The 19,880-nt window shown below is 66.3% G+C and carries 18 protein-coding genes; 12 read left to right on the forward strand and 6 right to left on the reverse strand.

Features of this window, described 5'->3' with window-relative positions; translation table 11 throughout:
- The first annotated feature begins 7 nt into the window (after positions 1 to 7).
- Together lpdA and MUU56_RS21560 are read left to right on the forward strand one after the other, a co-directional pair.
- Positions 8 to 1,414, forward strand: coding sequence for a dihydrolipoyl dehydrogenase (lpdA, locus tag MUU56_RS21555; RefSeq protein WP_244769331.1), 1,407 nt, complete (start codon positions 8 to 10; stop codon positions 1,412 to 1,414).
- Between the two features lie 83 nt (positions 1,415 to 1,497).
- Positions 1,498 to 1,995, forward strand: coding sequence for a DUF2867 domain-containing protein (locus tag MUU56_RS21560; protein WP_244769332.1), 498 nt, complete (start codon positions 1,498 to 1,500; stop codon positions 1,993 to 1,995).
- A 3-nt stretch (positions 1,996 to 1,998) separates the two neighbouring features.
- Here the strand turns inward: MUU56_RS21560 and MUU56_RS21565 are convergent, their stop codons facing one another.
- Both MUU56_RS21565 and MUU56_RS21570 read right to left on the reverse strand, forming a co-directional pair.
- On the reverse strand, positions 1,999 to 3,081 hold the full coding sequence (locus MUU56_RS21565) for a TraB/GumN family protein (RefSeq protein WP_244769333.1): 1,083 nt from the start codon (positions 3,079 to 3,081) through the stop codon (positions 1,999 to 2,001).
- A gap of 180 nt (positions 3,082 to 3,261) precedes the next feature.
- Positions 3,262 to 4,197, reverse strand: a complete 936-nt coding sequence (locus MUU56_RS21570; protein WP_244769334.1) for a tyrosine recombinase XerC — start codon at positions 4,195 to 4,197, stop codon at positions 3,262 to 3,264.
- Positions 4,198 to 4,343: 146 nt separating this feature from the next.
- Between MUU56_RS21570 and MUU56_RS21575 the strand changes: the two genes are divergently transcribed.
- The 9 genes from MUU56_RS21575 (at position 4,344) to MUU56_RS21615 (ending at position 15,302) form a co-directional block, all read left to right on the forward strand.
- Positions 4,344 to 5,480 carry an AAA family ATPase gene (locus MUU56_RS21575; protein ID WP_244769335.1) on the forward strand — a complete coding sequence of 379 codons (1,137 nt, stop codon included), beginning with the start codon at positions 4,344 to 4,346 and terminating at the stop codon, positions 5,478 to 5,480.
- A 58-nt stretch (positions 5,481 to 5,538) separates the two neighbouring features.
- Entirely contained in the window at positions 5,539 to 7,743 is a 2,205-nt protein-coding gene (locus MUU56_RS21580) for a primosomal protein N' (RefSeq protein WP_244769336.1), read from the forward strand.
- Between the two features lie 103 nt (positions 7,744 to 7,846).
- A complete protein-coding gene (locus tag MUU56_RS21585) occupies positions 7,847 to 8,230 on the forward strand; it encodes an AGROH133_08824 family phage infection protein (RefSeq protein ID WP_244769337.1) in 384 nt (127 codons plus the stop codon).
- A 261-nt stretch (positions 8,231 to 8,491) separates the two neighbouring features.
- Positions 8,492 to 9,058, forward strand: coding sequence for a F0F1 ATP synthase subunit delta (locus MUU56_RS21590; protein ID WP_244769338.1), 567 nt, complete (start codon positions 8,492 to 8,494; stop codon positions 9,056 to 9,058).
- The gene (atpA, locus tag MUU56_RS21595; RefSeq protein ID WP_244769339.1) at positions 9,058 to 10,587 is read left to right on the forward strand and encodes a F0F1 ATP synthase subunit alpha; all 1,530 of its coding nucleotides are present in this window, start codon (positions 9,058 to 9,060) and stop codon (positions 10,585 to 10,587) included. Before MUU56_RS21590 ends, atpA begins: the two co-directional genes overlap by 1 nt.
- A 115-nt stretch (positions 10,588 to 10,702) precedes the next feature.
- Positions 10,703 to 11,584, forward strand: a complete 882-nt coding sequence (locus MUU56_RS21600) for a F0F1 ATP synthase subunit gamma (RefSeq protein WP_244769340.1) — start codon at positions 10,703 to 10,705, stop codon at positions 11,582 to 11,584.
- Positions 11,585 to 11,610: 26 nt separating this feature from the next.
- A complete protein-coding gene (gene atpD / locus MUU56_RS21605; protein WP_244769341.1) occupies positions 11,611 to 13,140 on the forward strand; it encodes a F0F1 ATP synthase subunit beta in 1,530 nt (509 codons plus the stop codon).
- Positions 13,141 to 13,244: 104 nt separating this feature from the next.
- Positions 13,245 to 13,652, forward strand: a complete 408-nt coding sequence (locus tag MUU56_RS21610; RefSeq protein WP_244769342.1) for a F0F1 ATP synthase subunit epsilon — start codon at positions 13,245 to 13,247, stop codon at positions 13,650 to 13,652.
- 222 nt (positions 13,653 to 13,874) lie between these two features.
- Positions 13,875 to 15,302: a mannose-1-phosphate guanylyltransferase/mannose-6-phosphate isomerase gene (locus MUU56_RS21615; RefSeq protein ID WP_244769343.1), complete on the forward strand. Its 1,428-nt coding sequence runs from the start codon at positions 13,875 to 13,877 to the stop codon at positions 15,300 to 15,302.
- 6 nt (positions 15,303 to 15,308) lie between these two features.
- On the opposite strand, the gene MUU56_RS21620 is transcribed toward MUU56_RS21615, so the two are convergent.
- From MUU56_RS21620 to MUU56_RS21635, 4 genes are all read right to left on the reverse strand, one after another.
- Complete coding sequence (locus MUU56_RS21620; RefSeq protein ID WP_244769344.1) at positions 15,309 to 16,058, reverse strand: metallophosphoesterase family protein; 750 nt, start codon at positions 16,056 to 16,058, stop codon at positions 15,309 to 15,311.
- Positions 16,059 to 16,180: 122 nt separating this feature from the next.
- Positions 16,181 to 16,786, reverse strand: a complete 606-nt coding sequence (locus MUU56_RS21625) for a thermonuclease family protein (RefSeq protein WP_244769345.1) — start codon at positions 16,784 to 16,786, stop codon at positions 16,181 to 16,183.
- Between the two features lie 23 nt (positions 16,787 to 16,809).
- Positions 16,810 to 17,571 (reverse strand): DUF6030 family protein, encoded by a 762-nt coding sequence (locus tag MUU56_RS21630; protein ID WP_244769346.1) that lies wholly within the window; start codon positions 17,569 to 17,571, stop codon positions 16,810 to 16,812.
- Between the two features lie 146 nt (positions 17,572 to 17,717).
- Positions 17,718 to 18,629: a LysR substrate-binding domain-containing protein gene (locus MUU56_RS21635; RefSeq protein ID WP_244769347.1), complete on the reverse strand. Its 912-nt coding sequence runs from the start codon at positions 18,627 to 18,629 to the stop codon at positions 17,718 to 17,720.
- A 103-nt stretch (positions 18,630 to 18,732) separates the two neighbouring features.
- Between MUU56_RS21635 and MUU56_RS21640 the strand changes: the two genes are divergently transcribed.
- On the forward strand, positions 18,733 to 19,875 hold the full coding sequence (locus MUU56_RS21640) for an iron-containing alcohol dehydrogenase (RefSeq protein WP_244769348.1): 1,143 nt from the start codon (positions 18,733 to 18,735) through the stop codon (positions 19,873 to 19,875).
- The last annotated feature ends 5 nt before the right edge of the window (positions 19,876 to 19,880 follow it).

Raw genomic sequence — 19,880 nt, forward strand, 5'->3', positions numbered from 1 at the left:
ACTTGTCATGGCATATGATCTCATCGTTATCGGTTCCGGCCCCGGCGGCTATGTCTGCGCCATCAAGGCGGCCCAGCTCGGCCTCAAGGTCGCGGTCGTCGAAAAGCGTGCCACCTACGGCGGCACCTGCCTCAATGTCGGCTGCATCCCCTCCAAGGCGCTGCTGCATGCCTCCGAGACCTACAGCCATGCCGCCCACGGTCTGGACGCGCTCGGCATCGAGGGCGTCAAGCCGGTGCTAAACCTTTCCAAGATGATGGGGCACAAGGATGCGACGGTGAAGTCGAATGTCGACGGCGTCGCCTTCCTCTTCAAGAAGAACAAGATCGACGGCATCCAGGGCACCGGCAAGGTGCTCGGCGCGGGCAAGGTCTCCGTCACCAACGACAAGGGCGAGGAACAGGTCCTCGAGACGAAGAACATCGTCATCGCCACGGGCTCCGACGTCGCCGGCATTCCGGGCGTCCCGGTCGAGATCGACGAGACGGTCATCGTCTCCTCGACCGGCGGCATCGCGCTCGACAAGGTGCCGGCCCACCTCATCGTCGTCGGCGGTGGCGTCATCGGCCTCGAGCTCGGCTCCGTCTGGGCCCGCCTCGGCGCCAAGGTCACCGTGGTCGAATATCTCGACACCATCCTCGGCGGCATGGACGGCGATGTCTCCAAGCAGTTCCAGCGCATGCTGGTCAAGCAGGGCATGGAGTTCAAGCTCGGCGCCAAGGTGACGGGCGTCGAGAAGGTGGGTTCCGGCGCCAAGGTGACCTTCGAGCCGGTCAAGGGCGGCGAGGCCACGACGATCGAAGCCGACGTCGTGCTGATCGCCACCGGCCGCAAGCCCTATACCGAAGGCCTCGGTCTCAAGGAAGCCGGCGTCGCGCTGGATAATCGCGGCCGTGTAGAGATCGACAACCACTTCCAGACCAACGTCGCCGGCATCTATGCCATCGGCGACGTGGTGCGCGGCCCGATGCTCGCCCACAAGGCGGAAGACGAGGGTGTCGCCGTTGCCGAAATCCTCGCGGGCCAGGCCGGCCATGTGAACTACGACGTCATTCCGAGCGTCGTCTACACGCAGCCGGAAGTCGCCTCCGTCGGCAAGACGGAAGAGGAACTGAAGGCCGCGGGCATCGCCTACAAGGCCGGCAAGTTCCCCTTCACCGCGAACGGCCGCGCCCGCGCCATGCTGGCGACGGACGGCTTCGTCAAGGTGCTGGCGGACAAGGAGACGGACCGCGTGCTCGGCGTGCACATCGTCGGCTTCGGCGCCGGCGAGATGATCCACGAGGCGGCCGTGCTGATGGAATTCGGCGGCTCCTCCGAAGACCTCGGCCGCACCTGCCACGCGCACCCGACCATGTCGGAAGCCGTCAAGGAAGCCGCGCTCGCGACCTTCTTCAAGCCGATCCACATGTGATCCGGTCAGGCGGCTGCGACAACCGGCCGCCTGTCTTCGCCCGGCGAAGAGGCGCACCATGGAGGCCTCAAAGGATGGCCTTCATGTCCCCCGTTTCGAGACCGGTCTCGCTTCCGCATCCGCTTCTGCCTGCCGCCGACTGGGCGGATCGCTTCACGCTGGGCCTGCCCGTCGAGAACCTCACGGCGCGGGAGGCGGCGCGGCTGGCGCTCGAACACCCACCAGCCTGGGTGCGCCGGCTCATGGCGCTGCGCAATGCGCTCGTCCGGCCGTTCGGCCTGAAAGGGGCGGCCGAGAAGGTCGTGCCGTCGGAGACGGAGATCGGCGGCTTTCCGGTTATCAGCGCGAGCGACGACCGGGTTGTGCTCGGTTTCGACGACAGGCATCTCAATTTCCGCATCGTCATCGATGTCCGGCAGGACCGGCCGAGTGGCCAGACGCTCAGCGTGATGACGCTCGTCCACCGCAACAACCTGCTCGGCCGGCTTTATCTTGCCGCCGTCATGCCGTTCCACAAGCTGATCGTCCGCACCATGCTGGCCGGCATCGGCCGCAGGATTTCACGCACGCAGGAGCCATGAGGCTCAGGGCACGACGGTGACGGTGAAGCCCTGCTTGCGCAGCAGCTCCACGACCCCTTCCGGGCCGGCAAGATGCAACGCGCCGACCGCGACGAAGACGTTGCCGCCGGCGAGGATCGGCGCGGCGCGCTCCGCCATCGTGTGGTTGCGGTCGATGATGATGCGCTGCTCGAAATCGGCATAGGCTTCGGCGTCCGCGTCCGTCTCGGGCGCGGCGGCGCGCATCATGGGCATGATCATGCCGGTATCGCCGGAAAGATAGAGCTGGCTCATCGTCTCGATGACGTCCTTCAGCGTGTCGCCGAGTTCCAGGGTCTGGACGAGACCCTGGACCTGCGGTTCGAGCGGCAGGGAATCGAGCGCGGAAATCTGCTCGACAAGCGTTTCGAGGCCCTTCAGCGTCTTGCCCTCGGCAAGCGCGTCCTTGGCGAGGCGCTGGTCGAGGAAGGCGGCGCCGGCCGTCTTGCGGGCGATTTCGCAGGCCGGCAGCGCCACGAAGCTCGCGATCATCCAAGGCTTCATGCGGCCGACCGCGGCGAGCGAGAGCCCGCGGCGCTTTAGGCCTTCGGCCAGTTTCTCGGCGCCCTCCTCGTCGAGGAAGTCGGTGATGGACCTGCCGTCGGTGAACATGGTGAGGTCGGGACGGGTGAGCATCGCCGCGCCGGCCTTCTTCTCGTCGGCGATCTCGTCCGATTCGACCACGATCGTTGCGGCCTCGGCAAAGGCGGTGCGTGCCGCCTCCGGCATGGCGAGCACGCGCGGGTCCGTCACATGCATGGTGCCGAGCAGCCAGGAGGCGGGCTGGCCGTCCTTCTCGATCTTCCAGAAGATGCCCTTGCCGTTCGGCACGCCATCGGCCTCGGCCCGCAGCTTGGCATAGCCGGCCGGATCGTCCTTTTCGAATTTTTCCAAGAGATTGACGCCGCCGCAGACGGGCGGCTCCTGCGCGCTAGCCGGCGAGAGGGCGGCAAGCACGAAGAGGAAGGAGAGGGCGACCAGCACATGGACGGCGGCCAGCCCCCAGAGGCCGGCATCGGCCAGCCGGTCGGCAAGCGCCGGGCGCTGTCTGCGAAGAAGGACTGTCATGGTCGAACTCCCTGTCTTTTCGGCGGACCTGAAACGCGTCGCGATCGTCTGGATTCGCTCCCGCGCTTCAGGGCCTTGATTTTACGCCTGTCGTTCTCGCAAAACCGCTGGGCACTTTTGTGTGCGACAAGCTCTAGACCGGTTGCCCTCACAATCCCTTAACGTGCTACGCCTCGGGCCTCATGCCCGCGGATGGGCGCGGTCGTAGATTTCGAGCAGCCGGGCGGAATCGACACCCGTATAGACCTGCGTGGTGGAAAGGCTGGCATGGCCGAGCAGTTCCTGGATGGTGCGCAGGTCCCCTCCGCCGGCCAGCAGGTGCGTGGCGAAGGAATGGCGCAGCGCATGGGGCGTCGCGCTGTCCGGCAGGCCGAGGGCGCCGCGCAGCTTCTGCATCTCCCGCTGGATGATTGCCGGTTGCAAGGGGCCGCCTCGCGCGCCGCGGAAGAGCGGCTTGTCCTCCGCAAGCGGGAAGGGGCAGAGCTTTATGTAGTCCTCGACGCCGGCAAGGGCCGGGGCGACCAGCGGCACGATGCGGGTCTTGTCGCCCTTGCCGGTGATGCGCAGCGCGGTCGGCGCGCCGGAAAAATCGGCCGGCGTCAGCGACAGCGCCTCGGAAATGCGCAGGCCGCAGCCGTAGAGGAGGGTCAGGACAGCGGCGTTGCGCAGGCGGATCCACGGTTCCTCGGCCAGCTGTTCGTGGGCGTCGACGACGGCGATCGCCTGCCGGTCGGAGAGCGGCTTCGGCAGCGATTTCGGCTGTTTCGGCGAGCGCACCGCCGAAACGCCGGCGGCATTGGCAAGGCCCTTGCGCTCCAAGTGGCGCAGGAATGAACGCAGGCCCGCAAGGCCGCGGCCGAGCGTGCGCGCACCCGCGCCGTCGCGGCGCCGGGCGGCGAGGAAGCCGCGCAGGTCCGCCGGCCGCAGGTCGCCGATGTCCTTGAGCCGCGCCGGGGCGGCAAGGTGCTGCGTCAGGAAGGCGAGGAACTGGCGGGTGTCGCGCTCATAAGCGTCCAGCGTGTTGCCGGAAAGCCGCCGTTCCTCCGCGAGCGCGGCGAGCCAGCCCTGGCGCTCGGCCATCAGTGTCGGGTCGGCGATGATGAGGAGATCGGTCATGTCCTGCCCTTTGGCGTTTGCCGGAGCATGGGCGATTTCCGCTTAAGGTTTTGCTAACGTTCCCGTCGAGACCGGGCAAAGCGGCCCGCCTTCCTCTCGACACGGTGGCTGGTATAGAGAGGGTCTTCCTTCATTGCGGGACCACCATGCTTTTGCGTTCCATGTCCGCCGAAAACTATCGTTCGCTGCGCTCGATCCGCATGGATCTCGGGCGTGTGAACCTGTTCGTCGGCGAGAACGGAGCGGGGAAATCGAACCTCTACCGCTCGCTCCAGCTGGTCCAGGCCGCGGTGCGCGGCAGCTTCGCCCATGAGATCGCGGCGGAAGGCGGCATGGCTTCGGCGCTCTGGACGGGCAGGCGGCGGGCGAACGAACCGGTGCGCATCCGCCTCGAGACCGAACTTCTCGACGAGGACCGTGCGATCACCTTCCGCTACCGCGTGGAAGCCGGGTTGCGCCCGCCGAAGGCGGCCGCGGGCTTTGCCTTCGAGCCGCAGGTCAAGGCGGAGGAGCTGACCATCGAGACCGGGCGGCGGCCGGTGACGGTGATGAAGCGCGCCGGGCCGGGCATCATGGTGCGCGACGAGACCGGCCGCATGGTCGAGCATCCCGAGCAGGCGCTGACCTCGGAGACGGCCATCGCTCTGCTCGGCGATGCCGGGCACTATCCGGAGATCGGCACCTTCCGCCGCGCCGTCTCGCAATGGCGCTTCTTCCATGGTTTCCGCTCCGATCGTGATTCGGCCCTGCGCCAGCCCTGCCTTGCCGTCACCGCGCCGCTGCTCGACCAGGACGGGGCGAACATGGCCGCCGTCTTCGCGACGCTCACCTGGACGCGGGAAGATACGCTCGATCTCGACCGGGCGGTGGCGGACGCGTTCGGCGGGGCGCGGCTTTCCGTGCCGGAGCCGGAGGAGTTCGCCTCCTACGGGCTGGTGTTCCCACAGTTTCCCCAGCGCGTCTTCCAGCCGCGCGAGCTTTCGGACGGGCAGATCCGCTTCCTGGCGCTCGCCGCGGCCCTTCTCTCCTATCGCACGCCGCCGCTGATCGCGCTCAACGAGCCGGAAGCAAGCCTCCATCCGGACATGCTGGCGCCGCTTGCCGACATGATTGCGCGGGCCGCGCAGTCGAGCCAGCTCTGGATCGTCACCCATTCCGAGCGGCTGGCGCAGGAGGTGGAGACACGCTGCGGCGTGCGTGCGAAGCGCGTCGTGCGCAATGACGGGGCGACCTGGATCGACGGCATGCGGCTGACGGGCGAAATGGCCGGGGACGACGAATGAGGACGGCGGCGATCTTTGCGGTTTTCTTCGCGTCGCGGCGGGGGCATCTTCGCGCCTGATGACCAGCGATTCGACCGACCTTTTCGGGGAAAAACTTTTTCCGCGCACGGTGCCCGTGATGGTGCCGGTGCCGACGCCCTTGCCCTATTCCTATTCGGTGCCGGAGGGCATGGCGGTGGAGCCGGGCTCGATCGTGCAGGTGCCGCTCGGGCCGCGGCTGGTGCCGGGCGTCGTCTGGGACGGCGGCGATGACGGCAAGGTCGATCCGAAGAAGCTGCGGCCCATCGAGAAGGTGTTCGACTGCCCGCCGCTTTCCAGGGAGATGCGCGATTTCCTCGACTGGGTCTCCGCCTACACGGTGACGCCGCCGGGCCTCGTCGCCCGCATGGCGCTGCGCGCGCCCACCGCCTTCGATCCCGAACCGATGATCGAGGGGCTGCGCTTCACCGGCCACCGGCCGGAGCGGCTGACGAGTGCGCGCGAGCGCGTGCTGGAGCTGATCAAGGACGGCATTCCCTGGACGCGGTCGGGCCTTGCGCATGCCTCCGGCACCTCGACGAGCGTCATCGACGGGCTCGTGAAGCAGGGCACGTTCGAGACGGTCTTCCTGCCGCCGCCGCCGGTCGTGGCGCCGCCCGATCCGGACTATGTCGCGCCACGGCTCGAAGGGCCGCAGACGGAGAGCGCTGCGGAACTGGTCGAGAGCGTGCGGAAGGGCGAATTCTCCGTCTCGCTGATCGATGGCATCACCGGTTCGGGCAAGACGGAGGTCTATTTCGAGGCGATCGCCGAGACGCTGCGGCGGGGCCGGCAGGTGCTCATCCTCCTGCCGGAGATCGCGCTGACGGCAAGTTTCCTGGAGCGGTTCCAGGATCGTTTCGGTGCCAAGCCCGCGGAGTGGCATTCCGATCTCGCGCCCCGCACTCGCGAAAGGGTCTGGCGGCAGGTGACGACGGGGGATGTCCGGGTCGTGGCCGGCGCGCGCTCGGCGCTCTTCCTGCCGTTCGAAAATCTCGGCCTCGTCATCGTCGACGAGGAGCATGACCCCGCCTACAAGCAGGAGGACCGCGTCTTCTACAATGCGCGCGACATGGCGGTGGTCAGGGCGCGCATCGGCGACTTTCCGGCCGTGCTGGTCTCGGCGACGCCTTCGGTGGAAAGCCGGGTCAACAGCGATGTCGGCCGCTACCGCAAACTGCACCTGCCGACGCGCTACGGCGATGCGGCGCTGCCGGACCTGCATCTCGTGGACATGCGGCGGCACCCGCCGGCGCGCGGCGGTTTCCTGTCGCCCGTCATGCTGCGCGGCATTCAGCGCACCATCGAGAAGGGTGAGCAGGCGCTGCTTTTCCTCAACCGTCGCGGCTACGCGCCGTTGACGCTCTGCCGCGTCTGCGGCCATCGCTTCCAATGCCCGCAATGTTCAAGCTGGCTGGTCGAGCACCGTTTTCGCGGGCAGATCCAGTGCCACCATTGCGGTTATGCCGAGCGCACGCCCGAGGCCTGCCCGGAATGCGGCACCTTCGACCACCTCGCCGCGTGCGGGCCGGGCGTGGAGCGCATTGCGGAGGAGGTGGAGCGGCACTTTCCCGAGGCGCGCACCATCGTGCTTTCCTCCGATCTCATGGGCGTGAAGCGGCTCAGGCTGGAGCTGGAGGCGATCGCCCGCGGCGAGGCGGATATCGTCATCGGCACGCAGCTCGTCGCCAAGGGGCACAATTTCCCGCTGATGTCGCTGGTCGGCGTGGTGGATGCGGATCTCGGGCTTTCCAACGGCGATCCACGGGCGGCCGAGCGGACCTTCCAGCTGCTTTCGCAGGTGACGGGGCGTGCCGGGCGCTCGGGCCTGAAGAGCCACGGCCTCATCCAGACCTACCAGCCGGCCCATCCCGTCATGCAGGCGATCGTCTCCGGCGATGCGACGGCGTTCTATGACCGCGAGATCGGCGAGCGGGAGAAGGCGCTGCTGCCGCCGTTCGGCCGGCTCGCCTCGGTCATCGTCTCAGCCGATACGCGCGGCGAGGCGGAGGCGCATGCGCGGGGGCTGCGGCAGGCAGCACCGCAGGTCTCCGGCATCTCGATCCTCGGTCCGGCGGAGGCGCCGCTGGCGCTGATCCGCGGCCGCCACCGCTTCCGCCTCCTGGTGCATGGCCGGCGGGGCAGCGACATGCAGGCCTTCCTGCGCGCCATGCTGGCCAATGGGCCGAAGGAGCGCGCCTCGCTGCAGGTGCAGCTCGACATCGATCCGCAGAGTTTCCTCTGACATGGGTGGTTAACAAAGAGTTGTGCGAACTTTCCCGGCGCGCTTCTGCCCGTCGCGGGCCTGTGCGATAGAGGGCGGCGGGCAGGCAAGGAGAGACGCCGAGATGGAATTCTACATCCCCACCGAGACGGGCGAGCTCCTGGCGTTCTGCGCCGCCATCGCGACCGTGCTCTTCGGCCTCTTCGCCCTCTTTGCGCCCGGCACGGCCTTGAAGCTCGCCGGGCTCCAGGTCCGGGACGGCACGCGGGAGGGATATGCCTTCGCCCGCTCGGCCGGCGGTTTTTACGCGGGGATCGCCATCGTCGCGCTGCTGATGGCGCAGAGCTGGATCTACATGGCCATCGGCGGCGGTTTCGCGCTGGCTGCGTTCGGCCGCATCCTGTCGCTGATGTCGGACGGTTCCTTCACGCTCAAGAACCTTGCCGTGCTCGGCGCGCAGGCGGTGCTTGCCGCACTGCCGCTCGGCTACGCCTTCGGCTTCCTGTGACCGGAAAACCGGCTTCCGGCCTCCATAAACACCAGAACAGAGTGCGCGCAGGCAACTTTTGCCCCGACTGTGGCCGACTTATGGCGCATTCCTGCGTCCGGCGTGTTGCGAGTCCCGGTTTCGTATGCTAGACGAACCGCGAAATTCAGAAAAAGCGGGCGCCAAAGCCTGTAGGGACTGAAGATTACCGCAACGATTTCAATTGGTTAGGACCGTAGCTTCGCTACTGCCCGACCTCTTGAATGAAAAGAAGAGAAGCTTGTGCCCGTGGCAGACACATCCCAGCTTGTTTCCGGTGTTGCAGAAAGATACGCGTCTTCGCTTTTCGACCTCGCTCAGGAAGCCGGTTCGGCTGACAGTGTCGGTGCCGATCTTGCCCGTTTCCAGGCACTGATCGACGAAAGCGACGACCTGAAGCGGCTGATCCTCAGCCCCGTCTTCTCCGCCGAAGATCAGACCAAGGCCATTGCCGCCGTTGCCGCAAAGGCCGGCATCACGGGTCTCGTGGCAAACTTCCTCAAGGTGGTTGCGTCAAATCGCCGCCTCTTCGCCGTTCCCGGCATGATCAAGGCCTACCGCGCCATCGCGGCCCGCGCCCGCGGCGAAATCACGGCCGACGTCACCTCGGCCCATGCGCTGACCGCAGCGCAGGAAACAGAATTGAAGGCGGCGCTGAAAGGCGTCACCGGCAAAGACGTGGCGATTGCCGTCACCGTCGACCCGTCCATTCTCGGTGGTCTGATCGTCAAGGTCGGGTCCCGCCAGATCGACACCTCCCTTCGCACCAAACTCTCTACCCTTAAGCTTGCACTGAAAGAGGTCGGCTGATGGATATCCGCGCCGCGGAAATTTCCGCAATTCTCAAAGATCAGATCAAAAATTTCGGCAAAGAGGCGGAAGTCTCGGAAGTCGGCCAGGTGCTCTCCGTCGGTGACGGCATCGCCCGCGTTTACGGCCTCGACAATGTCCAGGCCGGTGAAATGGTGGAGTTCCCCGGCGGCATCCGCGGCATGGCGCTGAACCTGGAAAGCGACAATGTCGGTGTCGTTATCTTCGGTTCCGACCGTGACATCAAGGAAGGCGATACCGTCAAGCGGACCGGCGCCATCGTGGACGTGCCGGTCGGTCCGGAATTGCTCGGCCGCGTCGTCGACGCGCTCGGCAACCCGATCGACGGCAAGGGCCCGATCAATGCCAAGCAGCGCGCCCGCGTTGACGTCAAGGCTCCGGGCATCATCCCGCGCAAGTCGGTGCATGAGCCGATGTCGACCGGCCTCAAGGCCATCGACGCCCTCATCCCGGTCGGTCGCGGCCAGCGCGAGCTAGTCATCGGCGACCGCCAGACCGGCAAGACCGCCATCATCCTGGACACGATCTTGAACCAGAAGGCGATCCACGACAACGGCCCGGACGGCGACAAGCTGTACTGCGTCTATGTCGCCATCGGCCAGAAGCGTTCGACCGTAGCCCAGTTCGTGAAGGTGCTCGAAGAGCGCGGCGCGCTGCAGTACTCGATCATCGTTGCTGCAACCGCCTCCGACCCGGCCCCGATGCAGTATCTCGCACCGTTCGCCGGCTGCGCGATGGGCGAATATTTCCGCGACAACGGCATGCATGCCCTCATCGGCTACGACGACCTGTCCAAGCAGGCCGTTTCCTACCGCCAGATGTCGCTGCTGCTGCGCCGTCCGCCGGGCCGCGAAGCCTATCCGGGTGACGTCTTCTACCTGCATTCGCGTCTGCTGGAACGCGCGGCAAAGCTCAACGACGAGATGGGCGCTGGCTCGCTGACGGCTCTGCCGGTCATCGAAACCCAGGGCAACGACGTTTCGGCGTTCATCCCGACCAACGTGATCTCGATCACCGACGGCCAGATCTTCCTTGAAACGGACCTGTTCTACCAGGGTATCCGCCCGGCCGTTAACGTCGGTCTGTCGGTTTCCCGCGTGGGCTCCTCCGCACAGATCAAGGCGATGAAGCAGGTCGCCGGCTCGATCAAGGGCGAGCTTGCCCAGTATCGCGAAATGGCCGCCTTCGCCCAGTTCGGCTCGGACCTCGATGCCGCAACGCAGCGCCTGCTCAACCGCGGTGCACGCCTGACCGAACTCCTGAAGCAGCCGCAGTTCTCGCCGCTGAAGACGGAAGAGCAGGTCGTCGTGATCTTCGCCGGCGTCAACGGCTATCTCGACAAGCTGCCGGTCGCCCAGGTCGGCAAGTTCGAGCAGGGCCTGCTCGGCTACATGCGCTCCGAAGGCAAGGCGATCCTTGATACGATCCGCACCGAAAAGGCGATCAGCGACGACACCAAGGGCAAGCTCAAGGCTGCTCTCGATGCCTTCGCCAAGAGCTTCGGCTGAGACCTAACGGTTCGAGCCCTGCGCGCCGCCGGCGCGCAGGCAGCCCGGGAACTTTGATTGACGCATGATCCGCTGAGGATACCTCTCCCGGATCGTGTTACAGGACGGAAAACGGATGCCTTCACTTAAGGATCTGAAAAACCGGATCGCCTCCGTCAAGGCGACGCAGAAGATCACCAAGGCGATGAAGATGGTCGCCGCGGCAAAGCTTCGGCGTGCCCAGGAAGCGGCCGAGGCCGCCCGGCCCTATTCGCAGCGCATGAGCGCCGTTCTCGCCAACATCGCCCAGGCCGTCGGCCAGGACGATTCGGCGCCGCGTCTGATGACCGGCACGGGCAAGGACCAGGTTCACCTGCTCGTTGTCTGCACGGCCGAACGCGGCCTGTGCGGCGGCTTCAACTCGCAGATCGCGCGCCTTGCGCGTGACCACACCCGCAAGCTTCTGGCGAGCGGCAAGACGGTCAAGATCATCTGCGTGGGCAAGAAGGGTTTCGATATCCTGCGCCGTGAATTCGCGTCGCTGATCATCGACCGCGTCGATCTGCGCGAAGTCAAGCGCATCGGCTTTGCCAATGCAGACCAGATCGGCCACAAGGTCATCGGCCTGTTCGAGCAGGGCGAATTCGACGTCTGCACGCTGTTCTATTCCGAGTTCAAGTCGGTCATCTCGCAGATCCCGACCGCGCTCCAGCTCATCCCGGCCTCCGCTCCGGCGGTCGCTGCCGAGACGACGGGTGCCAACGCGATCTACGACTACGAGCCGGATGCCGGCGCGATCCTCGGGGACCTCATCCCGCGCAACATTTCCGTCCAGATCTTCCGGGCCCTGCTCGAGAACGTCGCCGGCGAAATGGGCGCCAAGATGAGCGCCATGGACAACGCGACCCGCAATGCTGGTGAGATGATCAACAAGCTGACGCTCAACTACAACCGTCAGCGCCAGGCTCAGATCACCAAGGAACTCATCGAAATCATCTCGGGCGCTGAAGCGCTCTAAGGACCAGGACAAAGAGGGTAAGAGACATGGCTAAGGCAGCTACCCCGAAGGAAACCGCCGCAGTGGAAAAGAAGCCGGCAGCGCGCAAGCCGGCAGCGAAGACTGCTGCTGCAACCAAGGCGGCGGCTCCGGTCGCAGCCCGCACGACCGGTCGCGTTACCCAGGTTATCGGCGCCGTCGTTGACGTCGCCTTCGAGGGCGACCTGCCGCTCATCCTGAACGCGCTGGAAACCGACAACAACGGCAACCGCCTCGTTCTCGAAGTCGCCCAGCACCTCGGCGAAAACACGGTTCGCACGATCGCCATGGACTCGACCGAAGGTCTCGTCCGCGGCCAGCCCGTGACCGATACCGGCGCCCCGATCTCCGTTCCGGTCGGCGACGAGACGCTCGGCCGCATCATGAACGTCATCGGCGAGCCCGTCGACGAAGCCGGCCCGCTCGTCACCAAGGCGAAGCGCGCCATCCACCAGGATGCTCCGGCCTATGTCGAGCAGTCCACGGAAGCGCAGATCCTCGTCACCGGCATCAAGGTCGTCGACCTGCTGGCGCCCTACGCAAAGGGCGGCAAGATCGGCCTCTTCGGCGGCGCAGGCGTCGGCAAGACCGTTCTCATCATGGAACTGATCAACAACGTCGCCAAGGCGCACGGTGGTTACTCGGTGTTCGCGGGCGTCGGTGAACGTACCCGCGAAGGCAACGACCTCTACCACGAAATGATCGAATCGGGCGTGAACAAGCACGGCGGCGGCGAAGGCTCCAAGGCTGCCCTCGTTTACGGCCAGATGAACGAACCGCCGGGTGCCCGCGCGCGCGTTGCGCTGACGGGTCTGACGATCGCCGAAGACTTCCGCGACAAGGGCCAGGACGTTCTGTTCTTCGTCGACAACATCTTCCGCTTCACGCAGGCCGGTTCCGAAGTGTCGGCTCTGCTCGGCCGCATCCCGTCGGCCGTGGGCTATCAGCCGACGCTCGCCACCGACATGGGCGCGATGCAGGAACGCATCACCACGACGACCAAGGGCTCGATCACCTCGGTCCAGGCCATCTACGTTCCGGCCGACGACTTGACCGACCCGGCGCCGGCAACCTCGTTCGCCCACCTTGACGCAACGACCGTTCTGTCGCGCTCGATCGCCGAAAAAGGCATCTATCCGGCCGTGGACCCGCTCGATTCGACCTCGCGCATGCTCGACCCGATGGTTGTCGGCGAAGAGCACTACGAAGTCGCCCGCAAGGTCCAGACGACCCTGCAGCGCTACAAGGCGCTCCAGGACATCATCGCCATCCTCGGCATGGACGAACTGTCGGAAGACGACAAGCTGGCCGTTGCCCGCGCCCGCAAGATCGAGCGCTTCCTGTCCCAGCCGTTCTTCGTGGCCGAAGTCTTCACCGGCTCGCCGGGCAAGCTCGTCGCGCTCGAAGACACGATCAAGGGCTTCAAGGGCCTCGTCAACGGCGAGTACGACCACCTGCCGGAAGCTGCCTTCTACATGGTCGGCTCCATGGAAGAAGCCGTCGAGAAGGCCAAGAAGCTGGCTGCCGAAGCGGCTTAACAGCGAATAGGAAATAGGGAGTAGCGAATAGGGAAAATGCGAACCTCGAATACGAATTCTATTCGCTATTCGCTATTCGCTATTCGCTATTCGCTAAGATGGTCATGGCAACAGAATTCAACTTTGAACTCGTTTCCCCCGAGCGCCTGCTGGTTTCCGGCAGCGTCAGCGAGGTCGTCATCCCGGCGACCGAGGGCGAGATGACCGTCATGGCCAACCACGCGCCGACCATGACGACGATCAAGCCGGGTGTCGTCACCGTGAAGTTCGCGGACGGCAAGAAGGACCGCTACGTGGTCTTCGGCGGGTTCGCCGACATCGTCCCGACAGGCTGCACGCTTCTGGCCGAATCGGCCGTGCACGTCGACGACTTCAAGAACGAAGACATCGTTCGCCGTATCGAAGCCGCCCGTGCCGAGCTGAGCCATGCCAAATCGGACGACCAGAAGTTCGGCATCGAGACCTATCTCGCCGAACTCACCACGCTGCAGGGTATCGTCGTACCGGCCTGATCGCGGTACGCGTTTGCGCCTGTCAAACCCGCCGTTCCGGCGGGTTTTTTGTTGCCTTCATTTCACCGCTTGCGAAGAAGGCCCTCTTTACCCTATCCGCAACATTGCGTACCCGACCGGAACGCCAGGTTGTGGTAATTTGCTGTTTCTTTACGACGCCGAGCGAGAGTGGCGCGCAAGGCGTGCGCCATGAGGGCGGACCAACGCATCAGGACGAGCAGGATGAGCAGCAAGATCGTACCCGTCATCATGGCCGGCGGTAAGGGCACCCGTCTCTGGCCGCTGTCGCGCGCCTCCGCGCCGAAGCAGTTCCTCGAATTCCTCGGGGAAACCACGCTCTTCCAGAAAACGCTGGCGCGCGTCGCCGATGCGGGGCTCTATGCGGCGCCGATCGTCGTCACCAACAGCGACTTCCGCTTCCTCGTCGCCGAACAGGCCCGCGCGGCCGGCGTCGCGCTTACCTCGATCCTGCTCGAGCCCGTCGCCCGCAACACGGCGCCGGCGCTTGCAGCCGCCGCGACCTTCATCGCGCGCCATCACGGCGACGACGCGATCATGCAGGTGCTTGCCTCCGATCACGAGATCGATGCCAACGCCACCTATTTCGATTGCATCGCCAGGGCGGCGGCCGCCGCGAGGGCCGGCCGCCTCGTCACCTTCGGCATCACGCCGAGCGAGCCCGCGACCGGCTACGGTTACATCGAGATCGGCGAGGACCTCGGCAACGGCGCCAATGCGGTACGCCGGTTCGTCGAGAAGCCGGATCACGAAAGGGCGACGGCCATGCTGGCGGCCGGCGGCTATCTCTGGAATTCCGGCATGTTCATGCTGCCGGTCGGGCTCTTCCTGCGCGAACTGCGGCAATACGCGCCGGACGTGCTGGAGGCGGCGGGCGAAGCGGTCGCCAAGGCACAGCACGACCTCGACTTCGAGCGGCTCGACGAGGCGGCCTTTTCGCGCGCGCCCGATATCTCCGTCGACTATGCCATTTTCGAGAAGACGCCGATCGCCGCCGTCGTGCCCTCGCCGATCACCTGGTCCGATCTCGGCAGCTGGGATTCGGTGTGGAAGACAGGCCGGCAGGACGAGGCCGGCAACGTCGCCGACGGCAGCACGACGGTGCTCGACACGCGCAACTCGCTGGTCATCTCGCGGGACATCCACGTCGCCGTGCAGGGCCTCGACAATGTCGCCGTCATCGCCAGCGAGGACGCCGTCTATGTCGGCCGGATGGAGGACAGCCAGAATGTCGGCAAGCTGGTGAAGCATCTCGCCAGCCTGCCGAAGACGGCGAAGCTGACCGAGACGCACCCGACCTCCTACCGGCCCTGGGGCGGCTATACCTCGGTGCTGAACGGCGAGCGTTTCCAGGTCAAGCGCCTGTTCGTGACGCCCGGCAAGCGGCTGTCGCTGCAAAAGCATCATCATCGCTCGGAACACTGGATCGTCGTGCGGGGCACGGCCGAGGTGACGATCGGCGACAGGACGATCCCGCTGCGCGAGAACGAATCCGTCTACATTCCGCAGGGCGAGGTGCATCGCCTCGCCAATCCGGGAAAAATCCTGCTCGAACTGATCGAGGTGCAGACCGGCTCCTATCTCGGCGAGGACGACATTATCCGCATCGAGGATGAGTTCGGGCGGGGGTGATGATCCCTAAATCAGGTCCGCGCCCGCAAGGGTCACCCTGAGGGCGGTCAGCCGGCCGGTGGCGTAGCAGGTCGTGTCGATGCAGATGCGGCCCTTGCCGAAGATCGGCTCGCGCCCCGCCGTATGGCCATGGATGACCGTCAGCGGCAGGCCGGGACCTTCGCTGAGGAAGGGCTCGCGGATCCAGATAAGGTCATGATCCTCCTGCCGGGCGAGCGGAATGCCGGGCATGATGCCGGCATGGACGAAGAGCCGGTCGCCGCTCATCAGCGCGATCGGCATGTTTTGCAGGAAATCGATATGGTGCTGCGGGACCGCGCGGCGCAGGGCCGCGCCGAGCGTGTGCACCGCCTCGCCGGGGTCGGTATAGTCCGCAAGGTCCAGCCCGTAGGAGCGCAGCGTGGCGTCGCCGCCGTAGTCCAGCCAGCGCAGGTGCTGGTGCGGATTGAAGATGAATTTCAGGAACGTGTCGTCATGGTTGCCGCACAGCGCGATGCGCTCGATGCCGTCGCCATGGTCGGGCTTCGCCAGATGCTCGATCACCGCCCGGGAGGCCGGGCCGCGGTCGACATAGTCGCCGAGATAGAGGAGGAGCGGCCGCTCGGCCATGCGGGACGCGGCGTCCGTGCGGATCCTGTCCTCAAGCGCCAGCAGGGCGTCGAGGCAGCCATGAACATCGCCGATGGCGTAGATGAGCGGCCGGTCGGCGGCAAGCGTGAGGCGCTGGCGGAGCATGGGCTGGGCAGGGAGGCTCATGGTCCTGTCATAGCGGGGATGGGCCGGAGAGGGAACCGGCAAGTGGCGTATCGGCGTCGGACAATGCGGCAAAAGCAAGAGTCTGGGGCATTCCTGGTGAACCGGAGTTCATCGGGAATGCTCTAACGTCCCCGCCCCGGCGGGCATCGCTTGAGGGCGCGGCATTCCGCGTCGATCCAGATGCCGGCCTTTCGCCGTATGGCGTCCTCCTGGGTACCGGCAAGCCGCGGCGTGGCGGCCGAGGCCGCACCGGTCGCGACGAGCGTTTCGGCGAGATCCTTGCCGCCGGCCGAGCAGGTGAGGAAGGACACGCCGGAAAACCGGATATCCTCTTCGCAGGTCAGGCTCTTGCCGGCGACCAGCCGCCTGAGGGCGATGCGCGCCTGCTGGCCGCAGATAGCGACCGCGCCGTCGCCATCGCGGCAGAACCGCTTCGGATCGACCGGCACGGCGTCCGTCAGCACATAGAGCCGGCCGCCGTCCGCGAAGGAGGCGCTGTCGAAGACGGTGACGCGGGCGGACGGGTGAAGGCGCAACGGCAGCACGATCGGCTCCACGGCCAGCCGCTCATAGGCCTGCGTCTTGCGGTCGATGCGCACGGGCTTGTCGGTCCAGATCGGATCGTCCGAAACCGGGCCGGATTCGAGGCCGGCAGCCTGGGCGGTGGCCGCCGAGAAGAGGAAAGCAAGCACCTGTGCCCACCGGGTTCGCTTTGTCGGTCTTTTCATGGCAAGCTCCATCTCCCGGCGCATCACAGCTTGTTGGGCAGCGGCAGCCAGCGGCCGCGGTCGAAATAATCCGGCAGGTAGGTGCCGCGGGTTCGCGTGCGGTCCGGCGTGATGATGAAATTGTAGCGCGGCGTTTCGCTGAACTCCTTCTTGAGCTGGATGCGGTTGCCGAAGCGGATGATGTCGAATTCCTTGAGCGCACGGATATCGGCGAAGATGTCGGGCGCCTCTTCCCAGCGCACCTCGTCGAGGAAGACCTCGATCGCCGCGATGACGGCATCCGTCACGCGGTTCTGCGTCGCCGTGTTCTCGATGTTGAGCTTGATGCGGAAGGAGGAGACGCGGGTTTCCGCATTGCCCCGGATCGACAGGAAGGCGGAGGAGGACGGGTTCGTGCCGTCGCTCGCGTCGGGGAATTCGCGGTAGGACTGGCATTCCCAGCTCTGCTGGTCGAACAGCCCGGCCTTCCAGCCGGCCGTCTCGAAGCCGCTGCGGCGCAGCGCATCGCAGAGCATTTCCGGCGCCTTGCGGATGGTGCGGACGAACCGGGTCTGCATCGGCGTGACGGGCGTCAGGAGCCGTTCCGGGATGAGACCCCTGGGTCGCGGCACGCGGTTGCCCTTCAGCTCATAGGGGCGCAAGTCGCGTGTCTGCGGCGTCACGGCGACGGGATCGTAGCCGAAGCGGGCGAGCAAGCGGTTGAGATTGCGGTAGTCGTTGGCCAGGAGCACGGTCGCGCCGATTGCCCCGAGCAGCACGATGGCCAAAAGCCCGAAGACAACCAAGCCGGATCTGCCTTGCTTCCGCTCCGTCATGCCGAACCGCGCCGTTGCCTGTGTCGATGCGGTGGTGCCGGGCCCATGCGGGGCCGGATCCATCGATCTCCCGCTCCTGATAGGCTACTCCCCGGATGCCTGCAAGCGCGGGGGCCTTACGGCCCGGCGCGGCTGGCGAGCAGGCTGTCGTGCAGCCGGAGCGCTTCGGGCGGCGAGGTGCGGAATTTCGGCAGGCCGAGATGATAGCCGTAGCCGGTGACGAGGCGCGTCTCCCCGAGCTGCACCAGGGCGCCCTCGGCAAGCGCGGCGGCAAGGAGATCGAGGCTGCCGAGCGCCACGCCGTCGCCGCTGAGGGCCGCGTCGACGGCGAGCGCATAGGTGGAGAAGGTGAGGTGCGGCCGCGGCGGCGCCTTGCGCAGCGCCTGCGGCGCGACCCGCTCCAGCCAGGGGCGGAAGGAGATCCAGTTGGCATTGAAGCGCTCGTAGTCGATAAGGTCGAGGGCGATGAGATCGGCCGGGGCAATGGCGGCGGCATCGAGGCCCTTGCGGGCGATATAGTCCGGCGAGGCCACGGGGGCGAGCGTTTCGGTGAGAAGCGGCGTCAGCGTCCAGCGGGGGTGCTCGCCGGCGCTGTAGAGGATGACGAGGTCGTTGTTCTCGGAGGCGAGGTCGGCCGGGCTGTCCGACGTGACGAGGCGGAGCGTGACGTCGGGATTGTCGCGGGAGAAATCGCGCAGGCGCCGGCCGAGCCAGAGATGGGAGACAGACCCGCTGGCGGCGAGCGAGATGCTCTGTCCCGCGCCGGTGCGGAACGGCTCCAGGCTTTCCTCCAGATAGTCGAGCGAGGCGCGCACGCGCTGGAACAGCCTTTCGCCGCGCGGCGTCAGCGCCAGGTTCTTGCCGCTGCGGGCGAAGAGCTGCGTGCCGAGATGATCCTCCAGCCCCTTGATGCGCCGGCTGACGGCCGCCTGGGTGATGTTCAGCTCCCGCCCGGCACGCGAAAAGTTCATGTGCTGGCAGGCGGCGTCGAAGACACGGAAGGTTTCGAGGGGGATACGGGCGAGCATGGCGTCCTTCATGATCTGAGGTTATCAAAAAGACTGAAAAATCCAAGGATTTGAAAATCTGAAATTGTGATGCACGGTTCGACAAATCCGTTCGGGAGGTTCCGTGCCGTTCACAACGTCTTTCGTGCCCGAGATTCGTTTCGGCGAAGGGGTCCATGAGACCATCGCCGCATGCGCCCGTGCGCTCGGTGCCCGCTCCGTGCTCGTCGTCATCGACGGGTTCCTTGCCGCCGGCGGGCTCGGCGGGCGCCTGGCCGACCAGTTTGATGCCGAGGGCGTGGCGGTGGAATTCTTCTCCGGTTTTGCCGGCGAGCCGAAGCTGGCCGCGGTCGAGGCCGCCACGGCAGCGGCCAGCGGCAAGGACCTCGTCGTCGGTCTCGGCGGCGGGTCGGCGCTCGATATCGCCAAGATCGCGGCCTGTGTGGCGGCGGGCGCGGACGGCCCGATGCACTATGCGCTTGCCGCCCACCCTTTGCCGGGCAGGCCGCTGCGCAAGATCCTGGTGCCGACGACGGCGGGCACCGGCTCGGAAACGTCGGCGACGACCATCTTCACCGGGCCGGAGGGCAAGAAGCTGTGGATCTGGGGGCCGGAGACCAAGGCGGACCTCGTGCTGCTCGATCCGGCGCTCACCGTGACGCTTCCGGCAAATCTTACCGCCTGGTGCGGCCTGGACGCCTTCGTGCATGCTTTCGAGGCGGCGACCAACCGCAACGCCCATGCCGGCGCCGCGCTCTATGCCCATGCCGCGCTCGGCCTCCTCGTGGAGGCGCTGGAAACGGCGGTCAAGAACCCGGCGGACAGGGAGGCGCGCGGCAAGGTGCTGCTCGGCGCCTGTTATGCCGGCATCGCGATCGACAATTGCGGCACGGCGATCGCCCATACGATCAGCCATGCGCTCGCCGGCCTTGCGCCGGTGCATCACGGGCTCGCCACGGCGCTCGGCTTCGAGGCGACGCTCGCCTGGCTCGTCGAGGCTGACACGCCCGACCTTGCCGCGGCGGCGCGGGCCTGCGGCCTGCAGGATGCGGCGATGCTGCCCGGCTTCGTCGCCGACCTGATGGACCGTTGCGGCATCGTCCGCGCCCTGCCGGCCGCCTTTGCCGCCTTCATCGCCGAAGACCTCGCCCGTGAGATGCGCGCGCCGGAGAACCAGCCGATGCGCCGCTCGACGATCCGGGCGGTTTCGGATGCCGATATCGATACCTTCGCCGCCAGCATGATGGCGCTGCCCCGGACGCTCTGAGGACG

Source organism: Shinella yambaruensis, from assembly GCF_022899355.1.
GTDB classification, from domain to species: domain Bacteria; phylum Pseudomonadota; class Alphaproteobacteria; order Rhizobiales; family Rhizobiaceae; genus Shinella; species Shinella yambaruensis.